Origin of the sequence: Phocaeicola coprocola (genome assembly GCF_041333015.1) — a bacterium.
GTDB classification, from domain to species: Bacteria; Bacteroidota; Bacteroidia; order Bacteroidales; family Bacteroidaceae; genus Phocaeicola; species Phocaeicola coprocola.
On record NZ_JBGKGM010000001.1, the window covers coordinates 747,686 to 771,329 of the forward strand.

16 protein-coding genes are annotated in these 23,644 nt (G+C 39.1%); 8 read left to right on the forward strand and 8 right to left on the reverse strand.

The window, feature by feature from the left end; translation table 11 throughout:
* The first annotated feature begins 105 nt into the window (after positions 1–105).
* Genes ACDG22_RS03210 through ACDG22_RS03220 form a run of 3 tightly spaced genes read left to right on the forward strand, consistent with a single transcriptional unit; the run spans position 106 to position 5,924 of the window.
* Entirely contained in the window at positions 106–3,303 is a 3,198-nt protein-coding gene (locus ACDG22_RS03210; RefSeq protein WP_270230508.1) for a SusC/RagA family TonB-linked outer membrane protein, read from the forward strand.
* Positions 3,304–3,308: 5 nt separating this feature from the next.
* Positions 3,309–5,198 carry a RagB/SusD family nutrient uptake outer membrane protein gene (locus ACDG22_RS03215; RefSeq protein ID WP_270230510.1) on the forward strand — a complete coding sequence of 630 codons (1,890 nt, stop codon included), beginning with the start codon at positions 3,309–3,311 and terminating at the stop codon, positions 5,196–5,198.
* Between the two features lie 18 nt (positions 5,199–5,216).
* Complete coding sequence (locus tag ACDG22_RS03220; RefSeq protein ID WP_040311890.1) at positions 5,217–5,924, forward strand: DUF3823 domain-containing protein; 708 nt, start codon at positions 5,217–5,219, stop codon at positions 5,922–5,924.
* A gap of 333 nt (positions 5,925–6,257) precedes the next feature.
* On the opposite strand, the gene nadB is transcribed toward ACDG22_RS03220, so the two are convergent.
* Positions 6,258–7,853, reverse strand: coding sequence for an L-aspartate oxidase (gene nadB / locus ACDG22_RS03225; protein WP_007567490.1), 1,596 nt, complete (start codon positions 7,851–7,853; stop codon positions 6,258–6,260).
* Positions 7,854–8,005: 152 nt separating this feature from the next.
* On the opposite strand from nadB, the gene ACDG22_RS03230 reads away from it, so the two are divergent.
* From ACDG22_RS03230 to ACDG22_RS03250, 5 genes are all read left to right on the forward strand, one after another.
* Complete coding sequence (locus ACDG22_RS03230) at positions 8,006–8,437, forward strand: PH domain-containing protein (RefSeq protein ID WP_007567486.1); 432 nt, start codon at positions 8,006–8,008, stop codon at positions 8,435–8,437.
* Between the two features lie 10 nt (positions 8,438–8,447).
* The gene (locus ACDG22_RS03235) at positions 8,448–8,849 is read left to right on the forward strand and encodes a hypothetical protein (protein WP_007567484.1); all 402 of its coding nucleotides are present in this window, start codon (positions 8,448–8,450) and stop codon (positions 8,847–8,849) included.
* Positions 8,850–8,884: 35 nt separating this feature from the next.
* Positions 8,885–10,225, forward strand: a complete 1,341-nt coding sequence (gene lpdA / locus ACDG22_RS03240) for a dihydrolipoyl dehydrogenase (protein ID WP_270669006.1) — start codon at positions 8,885–8,887, stop codon at positions 10,223–10,225.
* 3 nt (positions 10,226–10,228) lie between these two features.
* Positions 10,229–11,629, forward strand: coding sequence for a D-alanyl-D-alanine carboxypeptidase/D-alanyl-D-alanine endopeptidase (dacB, locus tag ACDG22_RS03245; RefSeq protein WP_007567477.1), 1,401 nt, complete (start codon positions 10,229–10,231; stop codon positions 11,627–11,629).
* Positions 11,630–11,758: 129 nt separating this feature from the next.
* Positions 11,759–12,553 carry a gluconate 5-dehydrogenase gene (locus ACDG22_RS03250; protein WP_007567476.1) on the forward strand — a complete coding sequence of 265 codons (795 nt, stop codon included), beginning with the start codon at positions 11,759–11,761 and terminating at the stop codon, positions 12,551–12,553.
* A 90-nt stretch (positions 12,554–12,643) separates the two neighbouring features.
* Here ACDG22_RS03250 and ACDG22_RS03255 read toward each other — a convergent pair whose 3' ends face one another.
* From ACDG22_RS03255 to ACDG22_RS03285, 7 genes are all read right to left on the reverse strand, one after another.
* The gene (locus ACDG22_RS03255; protein WP_270230506.1) at positions 12,644–13,768 is read right to left on the reverse strand and encodes a PepSY-associated TM helix domain-containing protein; all 1,125 of its coding nucleotides are present in this window, start codon (positions 13,766–13,768) and stop codon (positions 12,644–12,646) included.
* Positions 13,769–13,777: 9 nt separating this feature from the next.
* Entirely contained in the window at positions 13,778–15,175 is a 1,398-nt protein-coding gene (locus ACDG22_RS03260; protein ID WP_270230505.1) for a DUF4374 domain-containing protein, read from the reverse strand.
* A gap of 23 nt (positions 15,176–15,198) precedes the next feature.
* A complete protein-coding gene (locus tag ACDG22_RS03265; RefSeq protein ID WP_270230504.1) occupies positions 15,199–17,589 on the reverse strand; it encodes a TonB-dependent receptor in 2,391 nt (796 codons plus the stop codon).
* A 169-nt stretch (positions 17,590–17,758) separates the two neighbouring features.
* Positions 17,759–18,370, reverse strand: coding sequence for a polysaccharide deacetylase family protein (locus tag ACDG22_RS03270; protein ID WP_007567466.1), 612 nt, complete (start codon positions 18,368–18,370; stop codon positions 17,759–17,761).
* Between the two features lie 117 nt (positions 18,371–18,487).
* Positions 18,488–21,823: a DUF2723 domain-containing protein gene (locus ACDG22_RS03275; protein WP_270230503.1), complete on the reverse strand. Its 3,336-nt coding sequence runs from the start codon at positions 21,821–21,823 to the stop codon at positions 18,488–18,490.
* 179 nt (positions 21,824–22,002) lie between these two features.
* Positions 22,003–22,770 carry a metal ABC transporter ATP-binding protein gene (locus ACDG22_RS03280; RefSeq protein ID WP_270230502.1) on the reverse strand — a complete coding sequence of 256 codons (768 nt, stop codon included), beginning with the start codon at positions 22,768–22,770 and terminating at the stop codon, positions 22,003–22,005.
* 4 nt (positions 22,771–22,774) lie between these two features.
* Positions 22,775–23,632 (reverse strand): metal ABC transporter solute-binding protein, Zn/Mn family, encoded by an 858-nt coding sequence (locus ACDG22_RS03285; RefSeq protein WP_270230501.1) that lies wholly within the window; start codon positions 23,630–23,632, stop codon positions 22,775–22,777.
* Positions 23,633–23,644 lie beyond the last annotated feature (12 nt).

The window sequence follows — 23,644 nt, forward strand, 5'->3', positions numbered from 1 at the left end:
TTTGGATAGTTTTTATCTATAAAAATATTCATTGGTTACTAGTTTTGAAAAGTCTTAAAAATTAATATTAAACAATAAATTTTTGACCAATAAAATTTAGTTACTATGAGTAAAGAAGACAAATTTAATCTTTTGTTGCATGGCAATATGTGGCGAATACCTTTATGTATTGCTGCATTTACATTGTTTCCTAAAGGTAATTGCTATGCTGAAGCTAATGTTATGGCAGTTAATACTCCGGTTGAAACTTTACAACAGCAACGCACTGTCAGAGGAATTGTAGTTGATGAGAATGGTATTCCTATTATAGGTGCGACTATTAAGATTTTAGGTACAACTAATGGAACTATTTCCGATATGGATGGAAAATTCGAATTAAATGTTGACTCAAAATCTGTACTTGAAGTTTCTTATATAGGTTATTCTACGCAAAAAGTAAAATTAAATTCCTCTTCTTCTATACAGATTACATTAAAAGAGGAAACAGAGGTCTTAAATGAAGTGGTAGTTACTGGTTTTGGTATGGCTCAGAAAAAAGCTACTTTGACAGGAGCGGTATCTTCTGTAAAATCAACAGATATAGAAAGATCTTCTGCTGTGACAGCCAGTGGTGCATTGGTTGGTAAAATTGCTGGTTTAAATTCACGTCAGCAAGGAGGTGCACCGGGAGCAACAACCGCTTTACAGATTCGTAATATGGGTACTCCTTTGTTTGTAATTGATGGTGTTGTTTCTGATGAAGGTCAGTTCAATAATATGGACTTTAATGATATAGAAAATATATCTATTCTAAAGGATGCTTCTGCTGCTTTATATGGAGTACGTGCGGCAAATGGTGTAATAGTTGTTACAACTAAGAAAGGTCAAAGAAATACGCGAAATACAGTATCTGTTGATGCATATTATGGTTGGCAGAAAAATTCAAAATTTGTAGATCCAGCTGATGTAAAAGAGTATGTTCATGCTTATACTACAGCTGAAACTTTTTCAGGAAGAACGGATGGAAACAGACGTTATAGCAGAGAAGAATATGATAAATGGATGGCAGGTGCAACACCGGCTTATCAAGGATGGGATTGGGGAGATTATATATGGATTAGTGCTCCTCAGTATTATATTAATACTAATTTTTCAGGAGGAACTGATAAGGCAAATTATTATGTAGCTGTTTCACATATTAATCAGGATGCTACTATTCGGAACTATGGTGGATTCCGTAGAACGAATGCCCAGATAAATATTGAAATGAATGTAAATGAGAAGTTTAAAATTGGGGCTAGTATGAATGGACGTATCGAAGATCGGCGTCATCCTGGAGTGCCAGGTGTAGATGATACGTGGCTGCCTCGTTTTGCAACTTTGAAAAATCAGCCAACTAAACGTCCTTTTGCTAATGATAATCCTAATTATCCACAAAAGGTATCTGACCAACCTGAAACAAACTTTGCATTGCTGAATTACAATACAAGTGGACGTGTTTCTGATGTTTGGCGAGTAATTCAATTGAATGGTAATGCTGAATATGAAATACTGGATGGCTTGAAGGCAAAAGCTATGTTAGGATATTATTTTGGTCTTCAAGAACTTGAAAATCAGGAATATAAATTTAATTTGTATGCATACGATGAAAAAACAGGGGAGTACTATGTAACCGATCGTATGACAAATCCTTATAGAGAAAGAAATCGTGATAGAGTAGAAGATCTGACGAGCAATATCCAATTAAATTATGATAAAAAATTTGGGAAACACGCAATAAATGTTGTTGCTGGCTTTGAGGCAACTAAGCGTAATCGTCCTAAAATGTGGATTCATTCTACTCCAACATCAGATGCTATGGATTTGATTCGTCTAAATGAGATTGTAGAATTTAATGATACAGGAAAAGGTACAGAAGCCCGTATGGGGTATTTGGCACGAGTCAATTATAATTATGCTGATCGATATTTAGTAGAATTTATTGGTCGTTGGGATGGATCATGGAAATTCCGTCCAGGTCATCGTTGGGGCTTTTTCCCTTCTGCTTCATTAGGATGGAGACTTTCAGAGGAAAATTTTTGGAAAGAAAATAAAATAGGTGAAATAGTTACTAATTTAAAAATTAGAGCTTCATATGGAGAAGTAGGTGATGATAATGTAAGTAATTATTCTCCATATGATTTCTTACCGGGATATACCTATAATAATGGTGGAGCTGTAATTGACGGTGAATGGGTTGTCGGATCTGCTACTCGTGGACTTCCTAATGAAACATTGTCTTGGTTAACAGCAAAGATTTTGGATATTGGTATAGATTTGGGATTTTTAAATAATCGATTGAATGCTCAGGTGGATTTTTTCCAGCGTAAACGTGAAGGACTACCTGCCCAAAGATATGACGTTCTTATACCTGTTGAAGCAGGTTTTAGCTTGCCACAAGAAAACTTGAATTCAGATATGCATCGTGGTTTTGATGCATCCATCTCATGGTCTGATAATATAAATGATTTTCATTATAGTATAGGTGCTAATATGACTTATTCTCGTTTTTGGGATTGGGAACAGTATAAGCCTCGTTTTAGCAACTCATGGCATGAATATAGAAACAGTATTTGGCATCGTGTAGGATATGTTAATTGGGGATATGAAGCTATTGGACGTTTTGAAAGTTGGGAACAGATTGCTAACTATCCAATAGATAATGACCGTAAAGGTAATCGTACTGTTGTTCCTGGAGATATTATGTATAAAGATCAAAATGGTGATGGAGTGATCAATGGATATGATGAGCGTCCTATTGGCTATCGAGTAGACAGTACTCCAACTTTGAATTATGGTATTAATCTATCTGCTTCTTGGAAAGGTTTTGATTTAGCAATGGATTGGACTGGTTCTGGAATGACTTCTTGGTGGCAACGTTATGAAACTGCTCGTCCATTTCAAAATGATGGAAACAATCCTAGTGAAGTCTTGACAGATGCTTGGCATTTGTCCGATCCATTTGATCCAGATAGTGAATTAATTCCAGGAAAATATCCAATGCTCCGTTTGCCTTCAGATGAGACAAGTGCATATGATAGCAGTACTTATTGGTTACATAATGTGCGTTATATAAAGTTGCGTAACTTAGAGTTTGGTTATACATTGCCTAAATCTTGGTTAACTCATACTGGTATCACTAATGTACGAGTATATTTATCTGCCACAAATTTATTAACTATATCTAATATTAAAAGTCTAATGGACCCTGAATGTGCTAGTGATAATGGATTGGATTATCCTCCAATGCGTGTAATAAATCTTGGTGTAAATCTTAAATTTTAAAAATGATGAAAACTAAATATTTGTATACTGCTTCTTTATGTCTAATGATGATGTTTGGCAGCTGCAGTGATTTTCTTGATCAAGAACCAGATACTATTTTGACCCAGGATCAAACCTATGGTGACGAAGCTTTGATGAAATCTGTATTGGCTAATTTTTATGGTCGTGTAATGTTTGGTCAGAAAATTGAAGATTCTGATGCTTGGCGTTTATTAGATGAAGTAATCACATATGACCGTAGCCAAGAAGGAGCTTGGGGACGTAATAATTGGAGAAACGGATATAATTACGTTTTGTTTCATGACCTGAATGTTTTTATGAATGGAGTACAGTCTTCTCCTGTTTTAAGTGAAGATGCTAAAAAAGCATATATTGCTGAAGCTAGATTTATTCGTGCTTGGACTTATTTCTGTATAGGTCGTTCTATTGGAGGAGTTCCTATTATTGGTGATCAGGTTTTCTCATATACTCCAGGAATGGATATTTCTACCTTACAGATTCCACGTAGTACTGAGTCTGATTTATACGACTACATTATCAGTGAGTGTGAGGAGGCTGCTAAAGGCTTGTCGAAGGAAACCAATAAAAATAATGCGCGTGCAAATTATTGGGTAGCCAAAATGCTTCAGGCGCGTGCTGCTTTATATGCAGCTTCGTTAGCTACTTATAATAATGTAGAAGAACATCCGGGACTTAGAACAAAAGGAGGAGAAGTGGGAATTCCTGCTGAAAAAGCAAAGGGATATTATCAAATAGCTTTAACTGCTGCTAAAGAAGTTATAAACGATGGTCCATATAAGTTAATGTTTTCAAATGATCAGAGCCATCAAGCTTTAGCTGATAATTTCTATAAGGCAGTATGTCAAAAGGATGGTAATAGTGAAGTTATTTGGACTTTTGACTTTGTTTCTCCTGGAAAAACTCATCAGTTTACCAAAAACAATCTGCCTAAGAGTATAGAACAGGATACAGGTAGTGATAGACTTTCAGTAATTTTGGAACTTGTTGAAGCGTTTGAACCTATTGATGCTGATGCATCACAGTTGGGTACATCTGTACAATTCGATGCAAGTAAATGGAATGAAGGTAATACCGAATTGAATAATCTGGTATTCTATGATTCTCCTACAGAGTTATTTGAACAGAGAGACCCTAGATTGATGGGGACAATTCTTGTGCCGGGTTCTACTTTTGCAGGACAAAATATTGAAATACAGGCTGGACAGCTGATAAAAAAAGATGGAAAATGGGTTGAATTAACGGGAGCACGTAATTCATATGATGATGAACATCGATTGATTACTGCTAATAATGGTCCATTAGGAGGTGACGATCGAGAGATTAATCGTACAGGCTTCTATATTCGTAAATATTTGGATGAAACTCCTGCTGCTGGTACTATTGGTAGAGGATCTGCTATGTGGAATGTACATTTTCGTATTGCAGAGGCCTATTTAATTGCGGCTGAAACTCAGTGGATGATAAGTGGAGATGAAGGTGATTCTGAAGCTTTGTCTTATATTAATGAGGTACGTAAACGCGCTGGTGTAAATCCACTTACTTCTATTGATAAAAATAAGTTGATTCATGAGTATCGTGTGGAATTTGCATTTGAGGGACATCGCTGGTGGACTTTAAAAAGATTTATGGAGGCTCATAAGTTATGGAATGGAGATCCCAACTCGAGAACAGCACAGCGTCACGGATTATGGCCGTATAAAGTTGTTGCACCAGGAGATCCGAATGATGGAAAATGGGTCTTTATTGAAAAAGATATGGCTAAGTTAGGCTTGTGGACTAATCCATATAAGTGTACAGAAGCTGATTATTATGGAGAAATAGACAATGGATGGTTAAATAATAATCCTAAGTTAGTAAAGAATCCTTATCAATAATATAAAAATAATACAATGATGAAAAAGTTGATTAAAATATTATCATTTTTTGTTTTGATGATTGTCGTATTGTCTGGTTGTCGGAAAGATAATTATGATGAACCTGAATCTTTTATAACCGGACGAGTTGTATATCAAGGTAGACCACTTCAGTTAAAAGGAAATGAAGGTGTTGTTTTACAATTGTATCAAAGTGGTTATGAACTTCATGATCCATTTAATGTACATGTTAATCAAAATGGAGAATTTTCGATTTGTATTTTTGATGGGCAATATCAGTTGATAACAAAAGCAGGACATGGTCCATGGACTTCTGAAGGAAGAGATACAATATATATTGATCTGAATGGTTATGCTAATGTTGATGTAAATGTGCAACCATATTATTTGGTTGATAATGCAAAAATAACTCTTGATGGAAATAAGGTTAATGCTTCCTTCGATGTTAATAATGTTGCAGGAAAGGGTATTGACCGTGTGATGTTATTATTGGGAACTACACAGTTCTTATGTGATGATAATCATAATGTGGATAGATATGATGAAACTGATAACATGGCTGAATACAAAGACGGAGGTAAGACTTATGTATTTCAAACAAGAGATTATGCCGAACATCAAATGTTTCAAACTGCTCTGAAACGTGGTACTTTGTTTGGTCGTATTGCATTATGGCCTTCCGGTTCTGACCAAGCTATATATTCTGAAGTAATACGTTTAAAATGATAATGGTTATATCTTTCTAAATTTACATTTATAGGCTATAAAGGGACTTACTTTAGATATAATTTTAATGTAAGTCCCTTTTTGTATATAAATGAATAGAAAATGCCATTAATTGCACAAGAATTATCGGTGAATGAAATAAGAACAATTTTTCTTTGCAATAAGTGAGTTGTTTTGTAAAAAATCTGTATTCTCATACAATACTTCGGTAAAAATTTACCGAAGTATTGGTTTAAAGAATAGGGATTTAAATCTAGAATTTTGGGATGCATAATATAAAAAGGAGTTGTATCAACGAGATACAACTCCTTTTTGTTTTATCAACAGTGGATTTTATAAAACTTCGGTATTGTCTTGTTGTTTGGCTGGATGCGGATAGTCTATGGTGTAATGTAGCCCTCTGCTTTCTTTACGTTCCATAGCCTGACGCGTAATTAAATAGCCGACATTAATCATATTACGCAGTTCACAGATTTCACGTGAAGCCTTTACACGCTTAAACAATCGTTCTGTTTCTTCGTATAAGATGTCCAGACGATTCCATGCACGAACAAGACGAAGATTGCTTCGTACGATACCTACGTATGATTCCATTATCTGATTTACCTCTTTCATGCTTTGAGTAATCAGGATGCGTTCTTCATTGCTGATTGTACCTTCTGCATTCCATTCAGGAATATCTTCATTGAAGTCATAACGGTCGAGAACGCTTAAAGCATGTTTCGCAGCAGAGTCTGCATACACGATAGCCTCAATAAGCGAATTGGAAGCAAGACGGTTTCCTCCATGCAATCCGGTACAAGAGCATTCTCCAATAGCATACAGACGTTTGATGCTAGATTGTCCGTCCAAGTCAACTTTGATACCGCCACACAAGTAATGAGCAGCAGGAGCCACCGGAATATAATCCTTGGTAATATCTATACCCTGGCTAAGACATTTTTTATAAATATTGGGGAAGTGTTTCTTTGTTTCTTCCGGATCTTTATGGGTTACATCCAAATATACATGATCTTCACCCCGTTGTTTCATTTCACTATCTATGGCACGGGCTACGATGTCGCGCGGAGCAAGTGATAAACGTGGATCATATTTTTGCATAAATTCTTCTCCGCCGAGATTTCTTAATACAGCTCCATATCCACGCATGGCTTCTGTTATTAAGAAACTAGGACGGTCTCCCGGATGATACAAGGCTGTTGGATGGAACTGGATGAATTCCATATCCTTTACAAGTCCCTTAGCACGATAAACCATTGCGATACCGTCACCAGTGGCAACCAGCGGATTGGTTGTATGGGTATATACAGCTTCACATCCTCCTGTAGCCATTACTGTGACTTTTGAAAGGAAGGTATCTACATCTCCTGTTTTTTCATTCAATACATAAGCACCAAAACATTTAATGCCTGGTGTATGACGGGTTACGATGATGCCAAGATGATGCTGAGTGATAATTTCTACAGCATAGAAGCTGGTAAATACTGTGATATTAGGATGTTTTTTTACAGCTTCGATCAGGCTCGTCTGAATTTCTGCTCCAGTATTGTCCTTATGGTGTAAAATGCGGAATTCAGAGTGCCCTCCTTCTTTATGTAAATCGAATTCTCCGTTTTCGGTTTTATCGAAGTTAACTCCCCAGTTTATTAATTCTTCAATCTGAGCAGGGGCATTACGCACTACTTTTTCTACAGCTTCCGGGTCGCTAATCCAGTCGCCAGCTACCATTGTATCGTGGATATGCTTTTCGAAGTTATCCACTTTCAGATTCGTTACAGAAGCAATTCCTCCTTGTGCATAGTAGGTATTGGCTTCTTCTAGTCCGGCTTTGCAGATCAGTGCAACCGAACCTTTATGCGCAACTTTCAGCGCAAAGCTCATTCCGGCAATTCCTGAACCGATAACGAGAAAATCGAATTTTCTTACCATAATAAAATATGTATATATTGTTGCAAAACTACAAAAAAACTGACATGAGAGCACTGTCTCTTTGTTTTTTTTTCTAAAGAACCTTATGATAAGTATGGTTTTCGGTGATAAATTGCTATCTTCACAAAGAATTAATAAATCTTGTAGATATAATGGACAGGACTTTTCACTCTAAAGTAGACTGGTGGTACTGGTTACTGATGGCTGTAACTGCTTTTTTATTGTTCGATTTCTTTTGGTTTCATTATACCATAGCCACATTATTGGTTGCTGCTGTGATGATATTTGAAATTGAAATGTTAATACATACACGTTATATTGTTACGGGTAGTGGCAAGTTATTGATTGAAACAGGACGCTTTGTGGCTGATAAAACTATATTACTGAATACTATTGTCGGTATGTGCGAAGTAAATTCTTTCTCCATTGCTCCTGCCCTTTCTGTTCATCGAGTTGAGATAACTTATCGTGTCGGTGATAAACATGAAAAAGTTTTTGTCTCTCCTCAAAATGCGGAAGATTTTATCCGATGGGTACAGAAAAAAATGAAAAGTGGCGAAAATACAGATATGATCGATAACTAAAATATGTTTTATGAAAAATTTCAAACCTCGAAAATCGGTAAAGAGATTTATATGTGAAACTCTTATAAGTGCTCTTGTCCTGACTGTTATATTAGGTATAATCTATTATCAGGAAAGACTTTGGGTACTTGCTATGGTATTGATTTTTATACTTGATGTATTGTTCTGCATGTTCGAAGAAATAAAAGAATACCGGATAGATGATGATGGAACAGTACATGTAGTTTGTTATTTAGGCTTTTCAAAGGTCGTTTTGAAGGGAATTACCAAAGTGTATTTTGACCCCCAGCGTAAAGCTCTGCGTATCATTGCTGAAAAAAGTGACAGGTGGTATCCTTTACAGGAGCCGGAATTGTTTGTAGATACTCTATACGAATATTATCCGGATATGGAATACGAAAACTGGAGCTGATATAAATTGAAACCTATTAATCTAAATAAAATAATATGAAATTCCAACTTGCAATTATTGGTGGAGGTCCTGCCGGATATACAGCTGCCGAAGCTGCCGGTAAGGCTGGATTGAGTGTTGTTCTGTTCGAAAAGAATAGTTTGGGAGGTGTTTGTCTGAATGAAGGATGTATACCGACGAAGACATTGCTTTATTCAGCTAAAGTATACGATTATGCCCGTCATGCATCGAAATATGCTGTAAGTGTACCAGACGCTTCTTTTGATTTGCCGAAAATTATTTCACGAAAAGCCAAGGTTGTCCGTAAACTGGTTTTAGGCATTAAGGCTAAACTGGCAGCACAGCAGGTTACTGTTGTTAATGGAGAAGCTTATATTGTGGATAAGAATACTGTACGTTGTGCAGATGAAACGTACGAATGTGAACATCTGATTATTTGTACAGGTAGTCAGACTGTTATTCCTCCGATACAAGGTATTGATCAGGTTAGTTATTGGACTCACCGTGATGCACTCGATAATAAAGAATTGCCTCGTTCGCTTGCTATTGTAGGAGGAGGAGTTATCGGAATGGAGTTTGCTTCTTTCTTTTCCAGCTTGGGAGTACAAGTAACCGTCATCGAAATGATGAATGAAATCTTGAATGGCATCGATTGTGAACTTGCGGCTTCTCTTCGCACAGAATATTCAAAGAAAGGAGTTAAATTCCTGCTTGGCGCCAAAGTAACCAGTCTTTCACAGGATGACGAAGGAATACATGTACATTATGAAAATGCGGATGGAGCAAACAGTATATGTGCCGATAAGCTGTTGATGAGTGTAGGTCGTCGGCCTGTTACAGAAGGCTTTGGTCTTGAAAATCTGAATCTGGAGCTAACAGAGCGTAGGCATATCCGTGTCGATGCTCATTTACGTACCTCTGTTCCTGGAGTATATGTATGTGGTGATCTGAATGGCGTTTCTTTACTGGCTCATACGGCTGTGAGAGAAGCAGAAATAGCCGTAAAAGATATTTTGGGTGAGCCGGAAGAAATGAGTTACCGTGCTATTCCAGGAGTTGTTTATACCAATCCGGAAATTGCTTCTGTAGGGCAGACAGAAGAGGTGTTGCAGGCAAATGGTACTTCATATCGTACAGTGAAATTGCCCATGGCATATTCAGGACGGTTTGTTGCTGAAAATGAAGGCTCAAATGGAGTTATTAAAGTTTTGGTAGACGATAAAGATACGGTGCTTGGCGTACATATATTGGGAAATCCTGCTTCCGAGTTAATTGTCTTGGGAGGTATGATGGTAGAAGAACACCGTAATCTGGAATATTTTAAACGTTTTGTTTTTCCGCACCCAACAGTAGGTGAAATCTTTAGAGAATTGTAATATATGAAGCGAACAGGACTAGTATTAATCTCTCTCATAATATGTTGTTGTACACTGGCTGCCCAGTCTATTGCCGGAAAGCTGGATGCATTGGTTTCTTCAGAAAAAGTATTGACGACTTCGGAGGTTGGCATTAGTGTTTTCAATTTGACACAAGGAAAGCAGATGTATGCCTATCAGGATAAAAAACTTTATCGTCCTGCCTCCATTGAAAAAGTGATAACATCGGTTACTGCATTGGCAGAGCTTAGAGAATATTATCTTTTCAATACACGGATTGCTTATACAGGAACTATCGTTCAGGACAGTATATTACAGGGAGATTTATACCTAGTCGGTGGATTCGATCCGGAGTTTATGGATGAGGATATGAATAAACTGGTAGAAGCTGTTCATAACTCCGGAATACGTTGCATTCAAGGGAGCCTGATTGCAGATGTATCGTTGACAGACTCTATTTATTGGGGGGCAGGATGGTCTTGGGATGATACTCCCGAAGCCTTTCAGCCATATTTATCTCCGCTCATGTTAAACAGAGGATGCGTAAATGTAACAGTAATTCCCACATCGAAGGGAAGAAAGCCGAAAATAGAGGTTATACCAGAATCTGATTATTACACCGTTTGCAATTTAGCTCAGAGCTATGCTCCGCAATGTGGGAAACTGAAAGTTACCCGTAACTGGCTGGATAATGGTAATACGATTTGTGTAGATGGAAATGCTAATTACAGATGTACAAAGACACTGAATATGTATTCGTCAAAAGATTTTTTTCTGCATACATTTGCTTATCGTTTAAAAGAAACGGGTATTTCTATACAGTCAGTCCGGTATGGAATATGTCCGGATGAGGCAACTGGTATGTATACATTTTCACGACCGTTGGAACCTGTATTAAAACGTGCGTTGAAGAAAAGTGATAATCTGTCTGCCGAAGCAATGTTTTATCATCTGGCTATCAGTCGTTCTGGGAAAAAAAATGTAGGTTTTAAGGATGCGCAGGAAGTTATTCACTCCTTTATGAAGCATGAGATCGGGCGTAATCCCGATAATTACAGTATCGTAGATGGCAGTGGTGTATCACTTTACAATTATATCTCTCCTGATTTGATGATGGAGTATCTGAAATATGCTTATGCACATCCTGAGATTTTTCATACATTTTATGAGGCTCTTCCCGTTGCGGGAGTAGATGGGACACTGCATTATCGTATGAAGCAGGGAAAAGCATATCGGAATGTACGTGCCAAGACCGGTACTGTTACAGGGATAAGTTCGCTTGCCGGATATGTAAAAGCAGGAAATGGCGATATGCTTGCTTTTGTTATTATCAACCAGAATGTTTTACGAGGTAAGGAAGCTCGTGCGTTTCAAGATAAGATTTGCGAAATATTAGCACACTAATAAAAAGAAATTAGTATATTTGTGAACTTAGAAAATTAGAATAAATAAATCCGTGTTCGTAAACGGAAAAACAATTTGCTTTTTTAAGGTTGATATTAGTTATTAACAATATAAACACTAAAGAAAACTATGGTTAATTTTTCACTCGAAGGTAAAGTAGCTCTTGTAACAGGAGCTTCTTACGGTATCGGTTTTGCAATTGCAACAGGTTTTGCACAGGCTGGTGCAAAAATTGTATTCAACGACATCAAGCAGGAACTGGTAGACAAAGGTCTTGCAGCATATAAGGAACTGGGTATTGATGCTCGTGGTTATGTTTGTGATGTAACCAACGAAGAAGCTGTAAATGCTCTGGTTGCCCAGATTGAAAAGGAAGTAGGTGTTATCGATATTCTGGTAAACAATGCAGGTATCATCAAGCGTATTCCGATGTGTGAGATGTCAGCAGCCGAATTCCGTCAGGTAATCGATGTTGATTTGAATGCTCCGTTCATCGTATCAAAAGCTGTTATTCCTAGCATGATCAAGAAAGGTCACGGAAAGATTATCAACATCTGTTCAATGATGAGTGAACTTGGCCGTGAAACAGTATCGGCTTATGCAGCAGCAAAAGGCGGCTTGAAGATGCTTACCCGCAACATCGCATCTGAATATGGTGAATTCAACATCCAGTGTAACGGTATCGGTCCGGGTTATATCGCTACTCCTCAGACCGCTCCTTTGCGTGAACGTCAGGCAGACGGTTCTCGTCATCCTTTCGATGCTTTCATTGTTGCCAAGACTCCTGCTGCACGCTGGGGAAATCCGGAAGACCTGATGGGACCGGCTATTTTCCTTGCTTCGGATGCTTCAAATTTCGTAAACGGTCATGTGCTTTACGTAGACGGTGGTATTCTGGCTTATATCGGAAAGCAGCCTAAATAATTTTAGCTCTTCCCGAGCGATATAAAAAAACTAGCTGAAGTTTTTCCTAAAACTTCAGCTAGTTTTTTTATTTTTTGTACGAATTTTCGGTCAAACTTCACGATGTTTTTTCCGACTTATGCGCTTTATCCAAAGGTAATATCCTGTAAGTGGTAAAATACCTCCTACGAACGCAGACAGAAAATATAGAATACGGGTTATGATACCTCCCCATTGTCCGGTATGGAATGAATATATGATTCCTTTCATCTTGCTGGATATAGGTTGTTCATTGGTATCATAGATTGTTATTTCTGTAATTTTTCCAGTATGAGCATCAAACAATGCTGTGTCACCTTTCCGTTTTCCTGTCTGAATGGTCTGTGCATTATTTTTGTTTAACTGGATTGTGCCATAGCTGTTATACTTTGTTTGCAGTTCCGTCAGGGCAGTATCCCAGGCCAGATAGTTTGTTTGCTTTGCTCGCTTTCTTTTTTCTTTATTATTATGTCCTTCTCCATGTGCGGCAGTCTGCTGTGGCTGTTCGGTAGAAGCACCAAAGAGTGCATAAAATCCGGTACGATACCATCGGAACGACCACGTTAGTCCGGTAAGAGCCATGATTAGCAGAAAGATGGTTGCATAGAAACCTAATGATACATGACTGTCGTACCAGAAACGGAACCAGCCTTTGTTGCATGATAATTTAAGCCGGTTTTGCAGACTTTTGCGGCTACGGGGCCACCAGATTACTAAACCTGATATCAGAATAACCACCATGAGCAGGGTACTTATGCCTACAATGGTTTTTCCTGTTGACGGAGTTCCTTTCTGAGCAGGAGCATCCAGTAGCCAGCGATGCAATTTGCGGACAGTCTGGAAGAAAGAACTTCCTTCTACCCATCCGTTTATTTCTCCCGAATAGGGATTAATACTTAACTGGCGGCGTCCGGCATTTTTAAAGCTTACCATCCAGGCTTCTTCAGGATTTTGGGCTGTTTGCAGGCTGTTTACTTCCAGGGTATCACTTATTTGGTTATTAATAAGTGCGACAATCTGCGAAGGTTTTAGCGGCGTAGCCCCTTCTGTATAGTCTACGGTATATAGATGAGGACTGACTGCACGGGTTATTTCCTTCTCGAATACCAGGAGTGCCCCTGTCAGGCAGACAATTGAAATAATCAGCCCGACAGGAACAGATATCCATAAGTGTATTTGTTTGAATAATTTTCTCATTGTTGTGTTTTAGAATGATTTTGGTGACAACATGCCTACAGCAGCAACTTCATCTGCTACGATACTTACACCTTTAGTTGCCGTTGCCGTTGTCGGATCAATTTTATACAGAGCCGGACTACTGCCATCGTTTGTTACTACAGGAATATAGGCTACTCCGTTTGTACAGAAAGGAGCTCCTAGCGACGTTATGCTACTTTGTTGTGGCATGCCGCTTGATACAGTTGTAAGTTTTCCCTCTTCGGCCTTGAAAATGGCAAGTTCGGTTACAACAGCATTTTTTCCGGTCATCATACCTGCAACTCCATCAGTGTACATTTGCAGAAGGAAGTAGTCTTGAGTAATATGCCAGCATCGGAACATTGGCTTTTTACTGCCCAGTTCTTCCAGATTATAGTAATAGCTTGAATCGAAAGTTGTTTCTCCTGCCTTGATACGCATTACTCCTGAAGGGAGTGTACCGGTAACTTTTTTCAGATCGCTGGAAGAAGTTGCTGTACGTCCATATCCTGGAGAGAAAACGTACAAGTCGCCGTTGTCGGCAGCCCAGATTGTCTGATAATATTGAGAACGGTTTCTTCCACAGGCAAATCCGATTTTGTCTGTTTCTACAATGGTCGGTGTTTCATCGAAGCTGCTTCCGTTGTAGATTGCGATGAATGCCTTATCTGGATATTGGGTAGACGGTATTTGTCCTGCCGTATACGAACCTGAACCGGTTCCTCCATCAGATTTGGCAACTAAGTCAGTGTCTGTTATTTTATCGGGATATGTATTGACACCGTAATGACTCATTCCCATCGGAATGACCGAGGTATAAAGTTTATTGTTTGCTTCTACAAATCCGGCGAAGCTGACAAACTCACCATTTCCGAGGAAGTCTTCTGCAATCTGTGTGCCTGTAGTTGTTTTACCATTTGTAGCGTTCAGATAATTGAACTGAATATATTTGGCATAATGTTCTCCGTCTGTTTCTTTGTTCCCGTCGTTGGTAGAGGCTGTTATGACATTGTTTCCCCAAATACCATATGTAGTAATTCGGTTAAAAGTGTAAGAGTTATATTCAACTGGTTTACCGGTAGACTGGCTCAATATATACGATGCACCGGTTCCAGCCTCTCCATTATTGTATTTTAAGCTGAACAGATAATCTGTTCCGTAAAATACCCAGTAAGATCCTCCGATAGTTTCAGTTCCACTTCCTATGGAGGTGACACTTCCTTCATCAAGCGATTCGGCTGTAATGAGATAAGTTGCATCACCGGTTTTTGCTGCAATTACATATTTATCAGTTTCGGTTACTGAACCTCCTGAATTTCCATTTGAATATTCATCGCTGCATGAACTGAACAGGCTGCTTGAGCAGACTGCTATTGCCAGGGCATGTGTAAAATACTTTTTTTGCATGTTCTTTTATGTTTTAGTTTAATTTATTTTCCGAAATTCACTCTTATTTTTCCATAAAAAGCTCTCCCTGCTTTTTGCAGGCTGAAATTGTCATACAGTTTGGCATTAGTCAGATTCCGACATTCGAAAGAGAGATTGTAACGGCCTCCTTTCAAACTGTATCCGATACTGAGATTATGTGAAATCTGTTCAGGTACACGGATTTTGGTTGTCGGATCTCCCAGATTCTCCCAGTATAACGGAAATTCATGCTGGTAGTATCCGTCGTAACCCAATGTCAGTACATTCCCTTTGGCAAACAGATCATGCCAGGTAAACGAAGCATCGAAGTTAGCATACAAGTAAGGCTGGTTAGGTATACGCTGGCCATAAGTCAGACTTTCCTGCTGTGTACCTCCTGCACGGTATTTTTCTTCGTCGCGTGCATTCATGGAATTGAACGTTCCTCCAATGTTGAACCACCGTGAATAATTGTATCTCAGTGAGATATTATATCCTTTAGTTTTTACCCTGCCGTGATTTTCGTAATATCCGAAACTCATATTGCTTACTTGTGAAAGTCCTCGCTTGATATAGTCTTTCGTATCGCGGTAGATGAGGCTTCCTTCTACGTAAATGGCATGTTTGCCAATATGATAAGCATAACTCAGATTCAGGTTGAAGTTATCGCTTCTTTCTGGTTTCAGATCGGCTTTTCCTGCTTCCAAGTCTTCATCACCGAAAAGCTCTTCGGTTGTGGGAAGCCGGTATGCTTTTTCGTAGGATAATTTTGCTTGCAAGTCCTTTATGATAAAATACGTGCCGGCTACTCCATATCCTAATGAACTAAGGTGTTTCTTCAGGGTGGTATAGTTTCCTATTCCATCTGAATTTTGTGATACAGGACCTTCGTTGTACTGGTTATAGTATTTAGTGAAAGCCGAGATATTCCATTTATCGGAAGGCATGTACCGGTATGAGAGTCCGGTGATGTTCTTTCGTGTTTTTTTAGGAATACTGAAATCAGACAGCTTGGAGCTTCCCGAGATATATGAACGTGTAGTACGGTGAAAGGTACTGATTACATGGTTCAGGGTGAAAGTATGTGCTTCTCCTATACGGTAATTGGCTGTAAATGTTCCATTCCAGTTCGTATTTTTTGATTCATTATTCTGATGCGACTGTTCTCCCGGTGTACCGGTATATTTTTTATCTCCCAACCAGTTGTATTTATAGGCTGCGGTATCAATGTTATGTGTGATGTTATGGTTGTAATTGGCTGTAGCCGAAATATCCAGTCCTTCGATGAGCAGGTTACGCTTACGGTATTCTACTGATGGAACGAACGAGTATCCTTTACGGTGCTTTTGTCCGAATACGACATATTGATATACTCCTGTCTGGATTTCTTTATAGAAGTGAGAATAGTTGAAACTGAATACCAGACGGTCTGCCCAGGTTTTATCCATGACTCCTATTTTACCGATAACAGCTTCATTATGAAATGTATCGTTAAAACGTTTTACATGGTATATTTTATTTTTATCTGTACTCTCGGTAATACCGTCTTCACCAAACTCGGTAATGTAATTGTCGATATAATAATCATTGTCAGAATAATTCTGGAAAGCATTGATTTCATACATCAGTCCATTCTTGAATGTCTGACCGAAGTTTACATACGATTTATGTGTATTGAATGAACCATATGAATATGAGGCGTCAAGAAACCAGTTGCGGCGTTTCTTGTTGGTTACAATGTTGATAACTCCTCCCAACGCATCTGTTCCGAAGCCTACAGGCACAACACCTTTGTATACTTCAATGCGTTCGGCAAAATTTACAGGAATATTGTTCAGATCGAAAGCTGTTCCTGCTCCTTCCTGGGGGACACCATCGATAAAGACTTTTACATGCTTACCACTGAACCCGTCCAGCATCAGCTGCATATCCGATCCTACACCACCCGATTCGCGAAGTTTCATTCCGGGAAGTTGGCTTAAGGCTTCACTTAGGCTTTTAGTTGAGTTATGAAGCTCTTTTGTATCGACTGCTACAGCATTGAAAGCTGATTTTTTTACACGGTTTACTCCGGTAGATGTTACTACCACTTCGTCCAGTTCTGTAACTGAAGGTTTTAGCACAACTGTTTGTTTATTACGCTCGTTTGGTACGATTTCTATCGCTTTTTCGTATGTTTCAAAGCCTACGGCTGAAATAATCAGCGTATATTTTCCTGCCGGTGCGTGTAAATGGTAAATGCCTTGTTCGTTGGTAGTACATCCATACTGTGTACCTTTTAGATATACAGTAGCAAAATCGATAACGCTTTTATCGGTAGATACTACTTTACCTGACAGTAATGTGCGTGGTTGTGCAAAAAGAGAAGCAGAATAAATAACTGCTATTAAAATGAGTATGCCGTTTTTTATCATTAATTCTTTTTTCCTTAAAAATTATACCTTTTAAAAACCATTTTATTCGATGGTGCAAAGTTATTCAGGCAGGAAAAAAGAATCAATCGCAAAAATTTGGTATTTGTCTGGCTGAAAATCTCAGATATAACTAAAACAGCAATACCTAAAAGTTGGTATTATGCTGTTTTTAGTCGAATACTTTAAACGTATACCCTTGTTCCAGCAGCCATTCTATAGACCGGGGAAGAGCATACTTCATGCGTGGTTCTGATTTAATTGAATCGTGGAAGGTGATAATGGAACCGTTGCGAACATAGCGTTTTACTATTTCGAATACTTGTGGTCCGTTTAAATGTTTGCTATAATCGCGGGTTACCAGATCCCACATTACGATGCGGTATTTTTTCTTTAATACCATGTATTGAAGCCATCGCATGTGTCCGTGTGGCGGACGGAATAAATCTGTGTGGAGATATTCGTTTGCCTTGTCTGTATTAGCGAGGTAATTTTTGCTGAGAAACTCAAATCCACGGATATGATTGAATGTATGATTTCCTATGCGGTGTCCGCGCTCTACTACCATACGAAATTCAGCGGGGTGTTTGCGTACATTATCACCGACCATGAAGAAAGTAGCTTTTATGCCATATTTGTCCAGCAAGTCGAGCACCCATGGGGTTATTTCGGGGATGGGGCCGTCATCGAATGTCAGATAAACCGATTTTTCATTTTTATCCATACGCCACATAGCGCTGGGGTATAGCATACGTAAGATTTGAGGAGGTTGTTCTATTAACATGAATCGATTAACTCTTTGTTAGTTAGCGATGAAAAAAGAAAATCACAGAGGAACAAGTTTATTCGGTTACAAGGTTTTGTTCCTCTGTGTTTTCTATATATTGATTATATGATAATCTTATTTGTTTTCCTGATGCGTTCCACCTACACGACTTTCAAGCAATTGGTATAATTGTTCAAACTTTTGTGCATAGTGGGCTGCCGATTCTGGTTCTTTGCCTGTTTTAGCATCTTTCAGATTCGATAAAGATTTACATACATCATCCAGAATGTAGAAATGACGCATGCATTCTTCATACGATCCGGCAAAACGGTCATTGTCAAGGCTCAGATACCAAGCTGCATATTCTACTGAGTTGTTTGCCAGCTGCTCAAGGATATTTTCAGCTTTCTGTGTTTGTCCCAACTGGATATAGTTGTCAGCCATTTCTTTAGAACTGCTGTATATATAGTCGTGACGTACAGTTGTACTTGGAATAACCTTTTCACAGTAATCTAGCACTTTCAGTGCTTTGTCTTTCTTGCCTTCCTTTATTAACTGGCTGGCAAGCTGAACAAACAAGCGGCGGTGAGTATCACACATACGGAGTACAGTTTCGTCTAGATAGATATCCGGATTGTCAATTCCTCCAAACTTGAACTTGTTCATCAGATTATCGTACATCTTCTCGCTGTCAATGCGGCGTCCCAGTTTGGCATTGTCAAACGGAGTAATACGATAGGCAAGACCTTCCTGCAAGAAATTGTTTGTCAGATTCAGGTGATTGTCTGCACCTACAGTAATAGCCATGTACATCGGGCGTTCCCAGTTTGTATTGGCAAGCATTTCCAGCATCATCAGTTCGCTCTTATATAACACACGCTTACCTTTGAGTGAAATGCTCATGTAGTCTGGTATAGAATCAGGAACCAGCATACCGGAACGTTTGATAGCCTCTTTGTCTAGTTTAATCACAAGACTGTCTGTTGGAATCATCTGTAAGCCTTCCTTCGGAGAGCGTACCCAGTATTTCAGGATATTTTTCAGTTCGTATGGATTATCTCCAAATTCCTTTTTAGCTTCTTCCGGATTTTGCTTATAATAATTATTGATGGTTTCCATAGCTTCCGGACGTACATATACAGCTTCGTTATGTCCCTGTACGTAATCTATACGTTCCCAGTTGATAGGAACTGAAGGTGATTCATAAGCCGGACGGCGCATCTGGTCGATGTACCAGTCTGTCTGCAGGTAACTGAGGTTACATACACGTACGTCTGTACGGAATCCTTCGGTTTCCTGATTGTACCAAAGCGGGAATGTATCGTTGTCACCATTTGTAAAGATAATCGGGTTTCCTTTATCTTGTACGGTACTCAGATAATTCTGTCCAAAGTCACGACATGTATAACGTCCGCTACGGTCGTGGTCGTCCCATGTCTGACTTACCATTTGTATAGGCACGAGCAGACAAACTACACTAGCTAATATAGCTGCCGGTTTTTCACTCATACGTTTATTCAGCCATTCGGCAATAGCAGCTACTCCCAATCCTATCCAGATAGCAAATGCATAGAATGAACCGGCGTATGCATAGTCACGTTCACGTGGTTGCTGAGGTGTCTGATTCAGATAAAGTACAATGGCAAGACCTGTCATAAAGAACAGGAAGAATACAACCCAGAACTGCTGGATTCCTTTTTCTCCCTTATATGCTTGCCAGAACAGACCGATAAGTCCGAGTATCAAAGGAAGACAATAGAATACGTTGTGCCCTTTGTTGTTTTTCAACTCAGAAGGCAGTAAACTCTGGTCGCCTACCAGGTACTTGTCAATGAACGATATACCTGTTATCCAGTTACCATGTTCTATTTCACCTTGTCCCTGTATATCATTTTGACGTCCGGCAAAATTCCACATGAAATAACGCCAGTACATATAGTTCAACTGATAAATAAAGAAGAACTTAATGTTATCCCATTGAGTAGGAATCTTCACCATTAGCATTTCTCCACATTGGTCGTAGGGTACTTGTCGTCCTTCTACTCCTCCCAACCAGTCTTCATAAGCTTTGGCATGATCAGGACTCCACATGCGTGGGAAAAGCATATTCTGAGCGTACTTGTATTCCGTTTTATTGCGTACAACTTCATAACTGTCTTTTTCATCCGGGCGTTCTTTTTCCTTACGCTGGTATACCGGAGCTCCTTCAGTCATGTCGTATGTACAGCCTCCGTCTACTTCCTTTAATGCTATTTTGGAAGCATAAGTCTGACCGTAGAACAATGGGCGTGTACCATATTGTTCACGTCCCAGATATTCTCCCAGTGTGAAGATATCTTCTGGAGAGTTCTGGTCCATAGGTGTATTTGCCGATGAACGGATTACGATGACTGCGTATGAAGAATATCCTACAACAATCATCATCAGGCTTAATAGGAATGTATTTAGCGTACGAGCACTTACACGTAATTTCTCAGGCAAATCGGCAAACAGATAAAAAGCCAGTATTGCCAATACGATGATACCGATCAGCACGCTGCTCCAGCCATGTCCGTAAAAAGGAATACCCACAAGTCCGACAGTTGTCAGGAATGAGATATTCATGAGTTTGCGGCTGCGAACGGTAAAGCTTTCGTATACTCCCCATATAATGCTGGCTGCCAATACTATGATATAGATAATCAAGCCAGTGTTGAAAGAGAATCCCAGACCGTTGACAAACAGCAGCTCGAACCATCCGCCTACCTTTACAATACCTGGAACAATACCGTATAATACTGCTGCTACAAGTACCATTGAACCTATGAGGGCAAGCAGACTGCCTTTGAGGTTAGCATTCGGATTTTTCTTGTAGTAATATACCAGTACAATAGCAGGAATACACAACAGATTCAACAAGTGAACTCCGATAGAGAGACCTGTCAGATAAGCTATCAGGATAAGCCACCGGTCGCTGTGAGCTTCATGTGCACGGTTTTCCCATTTCAGGATTAGCCAGAATACCAGAGCTGTGAACAAGCTGGAGTATGCATATACTTCACCTTCTACGGCACTGAACCAGAACGTATCACTCCATGTGTAAGCAAGAGCTCCTACAAGTCCTGATCCCATGATAGCAATCAGGCGTCCTGTCGTCATGTCTTCTTCACGCGGGCATATTAGCTTTTTTGCCAGATGAGTAATGCTCCAGAACAAGAACAATATACATGCAGCACTCATCAGTGCACTCATAATGTTCACCATTCGAGCTACTTGCGACGGATCACTTGTAAACTGACTGAAAAGATTTGCTGTAAGCATGAAGAAAGGTGCGCCAGGGGGATGACCAACTTCCAGTTTATATCCTGTTGTTATAAATTCGGGACAATCCCAAAAACTGGCGGTCGGCTCTATGGTAGAGCAATAAGTAAAAGCTGCAATCACAAATGCCAGCCATCCAACCAGATTGTTAATCTTATTGTACTGTTTCATGTGAGTTGTTTTATTTCTCATTAAAGTTCATTGTCCGCAAAGATAGTGATAATCTTTTTTTTCATAACAGATTACACCGATTTTCATGGTTTTTAGCATATTGATTTAAAAGAATATGGTATCGGCTTCGTTGCCAGCTTTCATACCCTTTGCATAGATCGTCATACTTTTTTATTGAATCAGTCGTGATGATGGCATTTCAGCACCCGGTGAGGTAAATCACCATGTCCTAATAATTCGATCGGACAGCCAAAGTGTTCTTCCAGCCATTCTGCGGGGATTTCAGTATCAGGATGGTAATCTAGCGTACCATTGACACAAGCTATCGATTTTACATTTTGCAATACGGTACCGATGTCATGACTTACCAAAATGATAGCACGTTCTTTATTGATTTCTTCAAGGAGTGAATAAAGTTTTGCTTCGAAACGTTTGTCGATATAAGTATTGGGTTCATCCAGTATTATGACTTGAGGATCAGAAACTAATGCCCGGCCTAATAGTGCACGTTGCAACTGTCCGCCACTTAGTTCCCCGATGGCTCTCTTTTCAAGTCCTTCCAGTCCCATACGGGCTATAACATTTTTTACTTGTTCGTGCTGTTGTGCTGTAAAAGAGCGCAATAATGCTTTTTGTCTGTTTAGTCCAGACAGTACCACATCATATACAGATATAGGAAATTTTTTGTCGATAGAACTGTATTGTGGCAGATATCCCATGCTGATTTCCTGAACTTCTTTTCCTTCATGGTAAAACCGAATATCCCCCGAAATGGGATGTAACAATCCCAAAATGATTTTTATCAGTGTTGTTTTTCCTCCTCCATTCGGTCCGATTACTCCAAGAAAATCTTTCTCGTACACAGTCAGATTAATATCTTCCAGTACTTTTTTGCGCTCATATGCAGCGCAGATATGATTTAACTGTATAATGGATTGTTTAGTCATAAGTTTATTCGCTTAATGCTTTGGCAACAGCTATCATTTCTTCACTCCATTTGTAGCTTAAAGGGTTAATGGAAACAATTTTTACACCTGCTTCCCGGGCAATGATCTCTGCATTGCGGCTATCAAACTCTTTCTGCACAAAGACTACCCGAACGTGTCTTTCTTTACATCGTCGGATAAGTGCCTGTAAATGTGCGGGTGAAGGTTCTTTTCCTCCTTCTTCTATACTGATTTGCTCTAACCCGTAATCGCGTGCAAAATATGAAAGTGCAGGATGGTAGATAAGAAAAGCACATGTTGTATTCTGTAAGTAAGTCCGGATTTCGCGGTCTGTGCGTTCTATCTCTGATTCTAGTTTTGCAAGGTTTTCTTTGTAATAAGAAATATTTGCTGAATCTAGTTTACAGAGAGTATGAAAGATGTTTTCGGCTATGATATAGGCATTTTGAGTAGAATTCCATACATGCGGTTCTACTCCTCCGGAATGTGAATGATTTCCGTGGTGGACTTCGTCTTCCCGTATCAGTTCGATACCTTCCGACATATCAAAGAATTTAACTTCCGGAGCATTGCTTTGTAATTTTTCAGCCCAAGCTTGTTCGAATCCAATGTAACCGATACGCAGGAAGGCACAACTTTTGTTTAAAGTGACCAGTTGTTGTGGGGTAGGGTCGTATGTCTCTGGATTGCTTCCTTCGGGAACCATACTGATTACCTGAAATTTATCTCCTGCTATAATTTCCGTAAAATAACGGAGTGGTTCAATGCTTACTGTTAGGGTCATTGGCTGAGACTTTTGTTGTTGACTGCCACATGCAGCCAGCAACAAAAGGTTTAAAAGAAGAATGATATATTTTTTCATAAAATTATTATC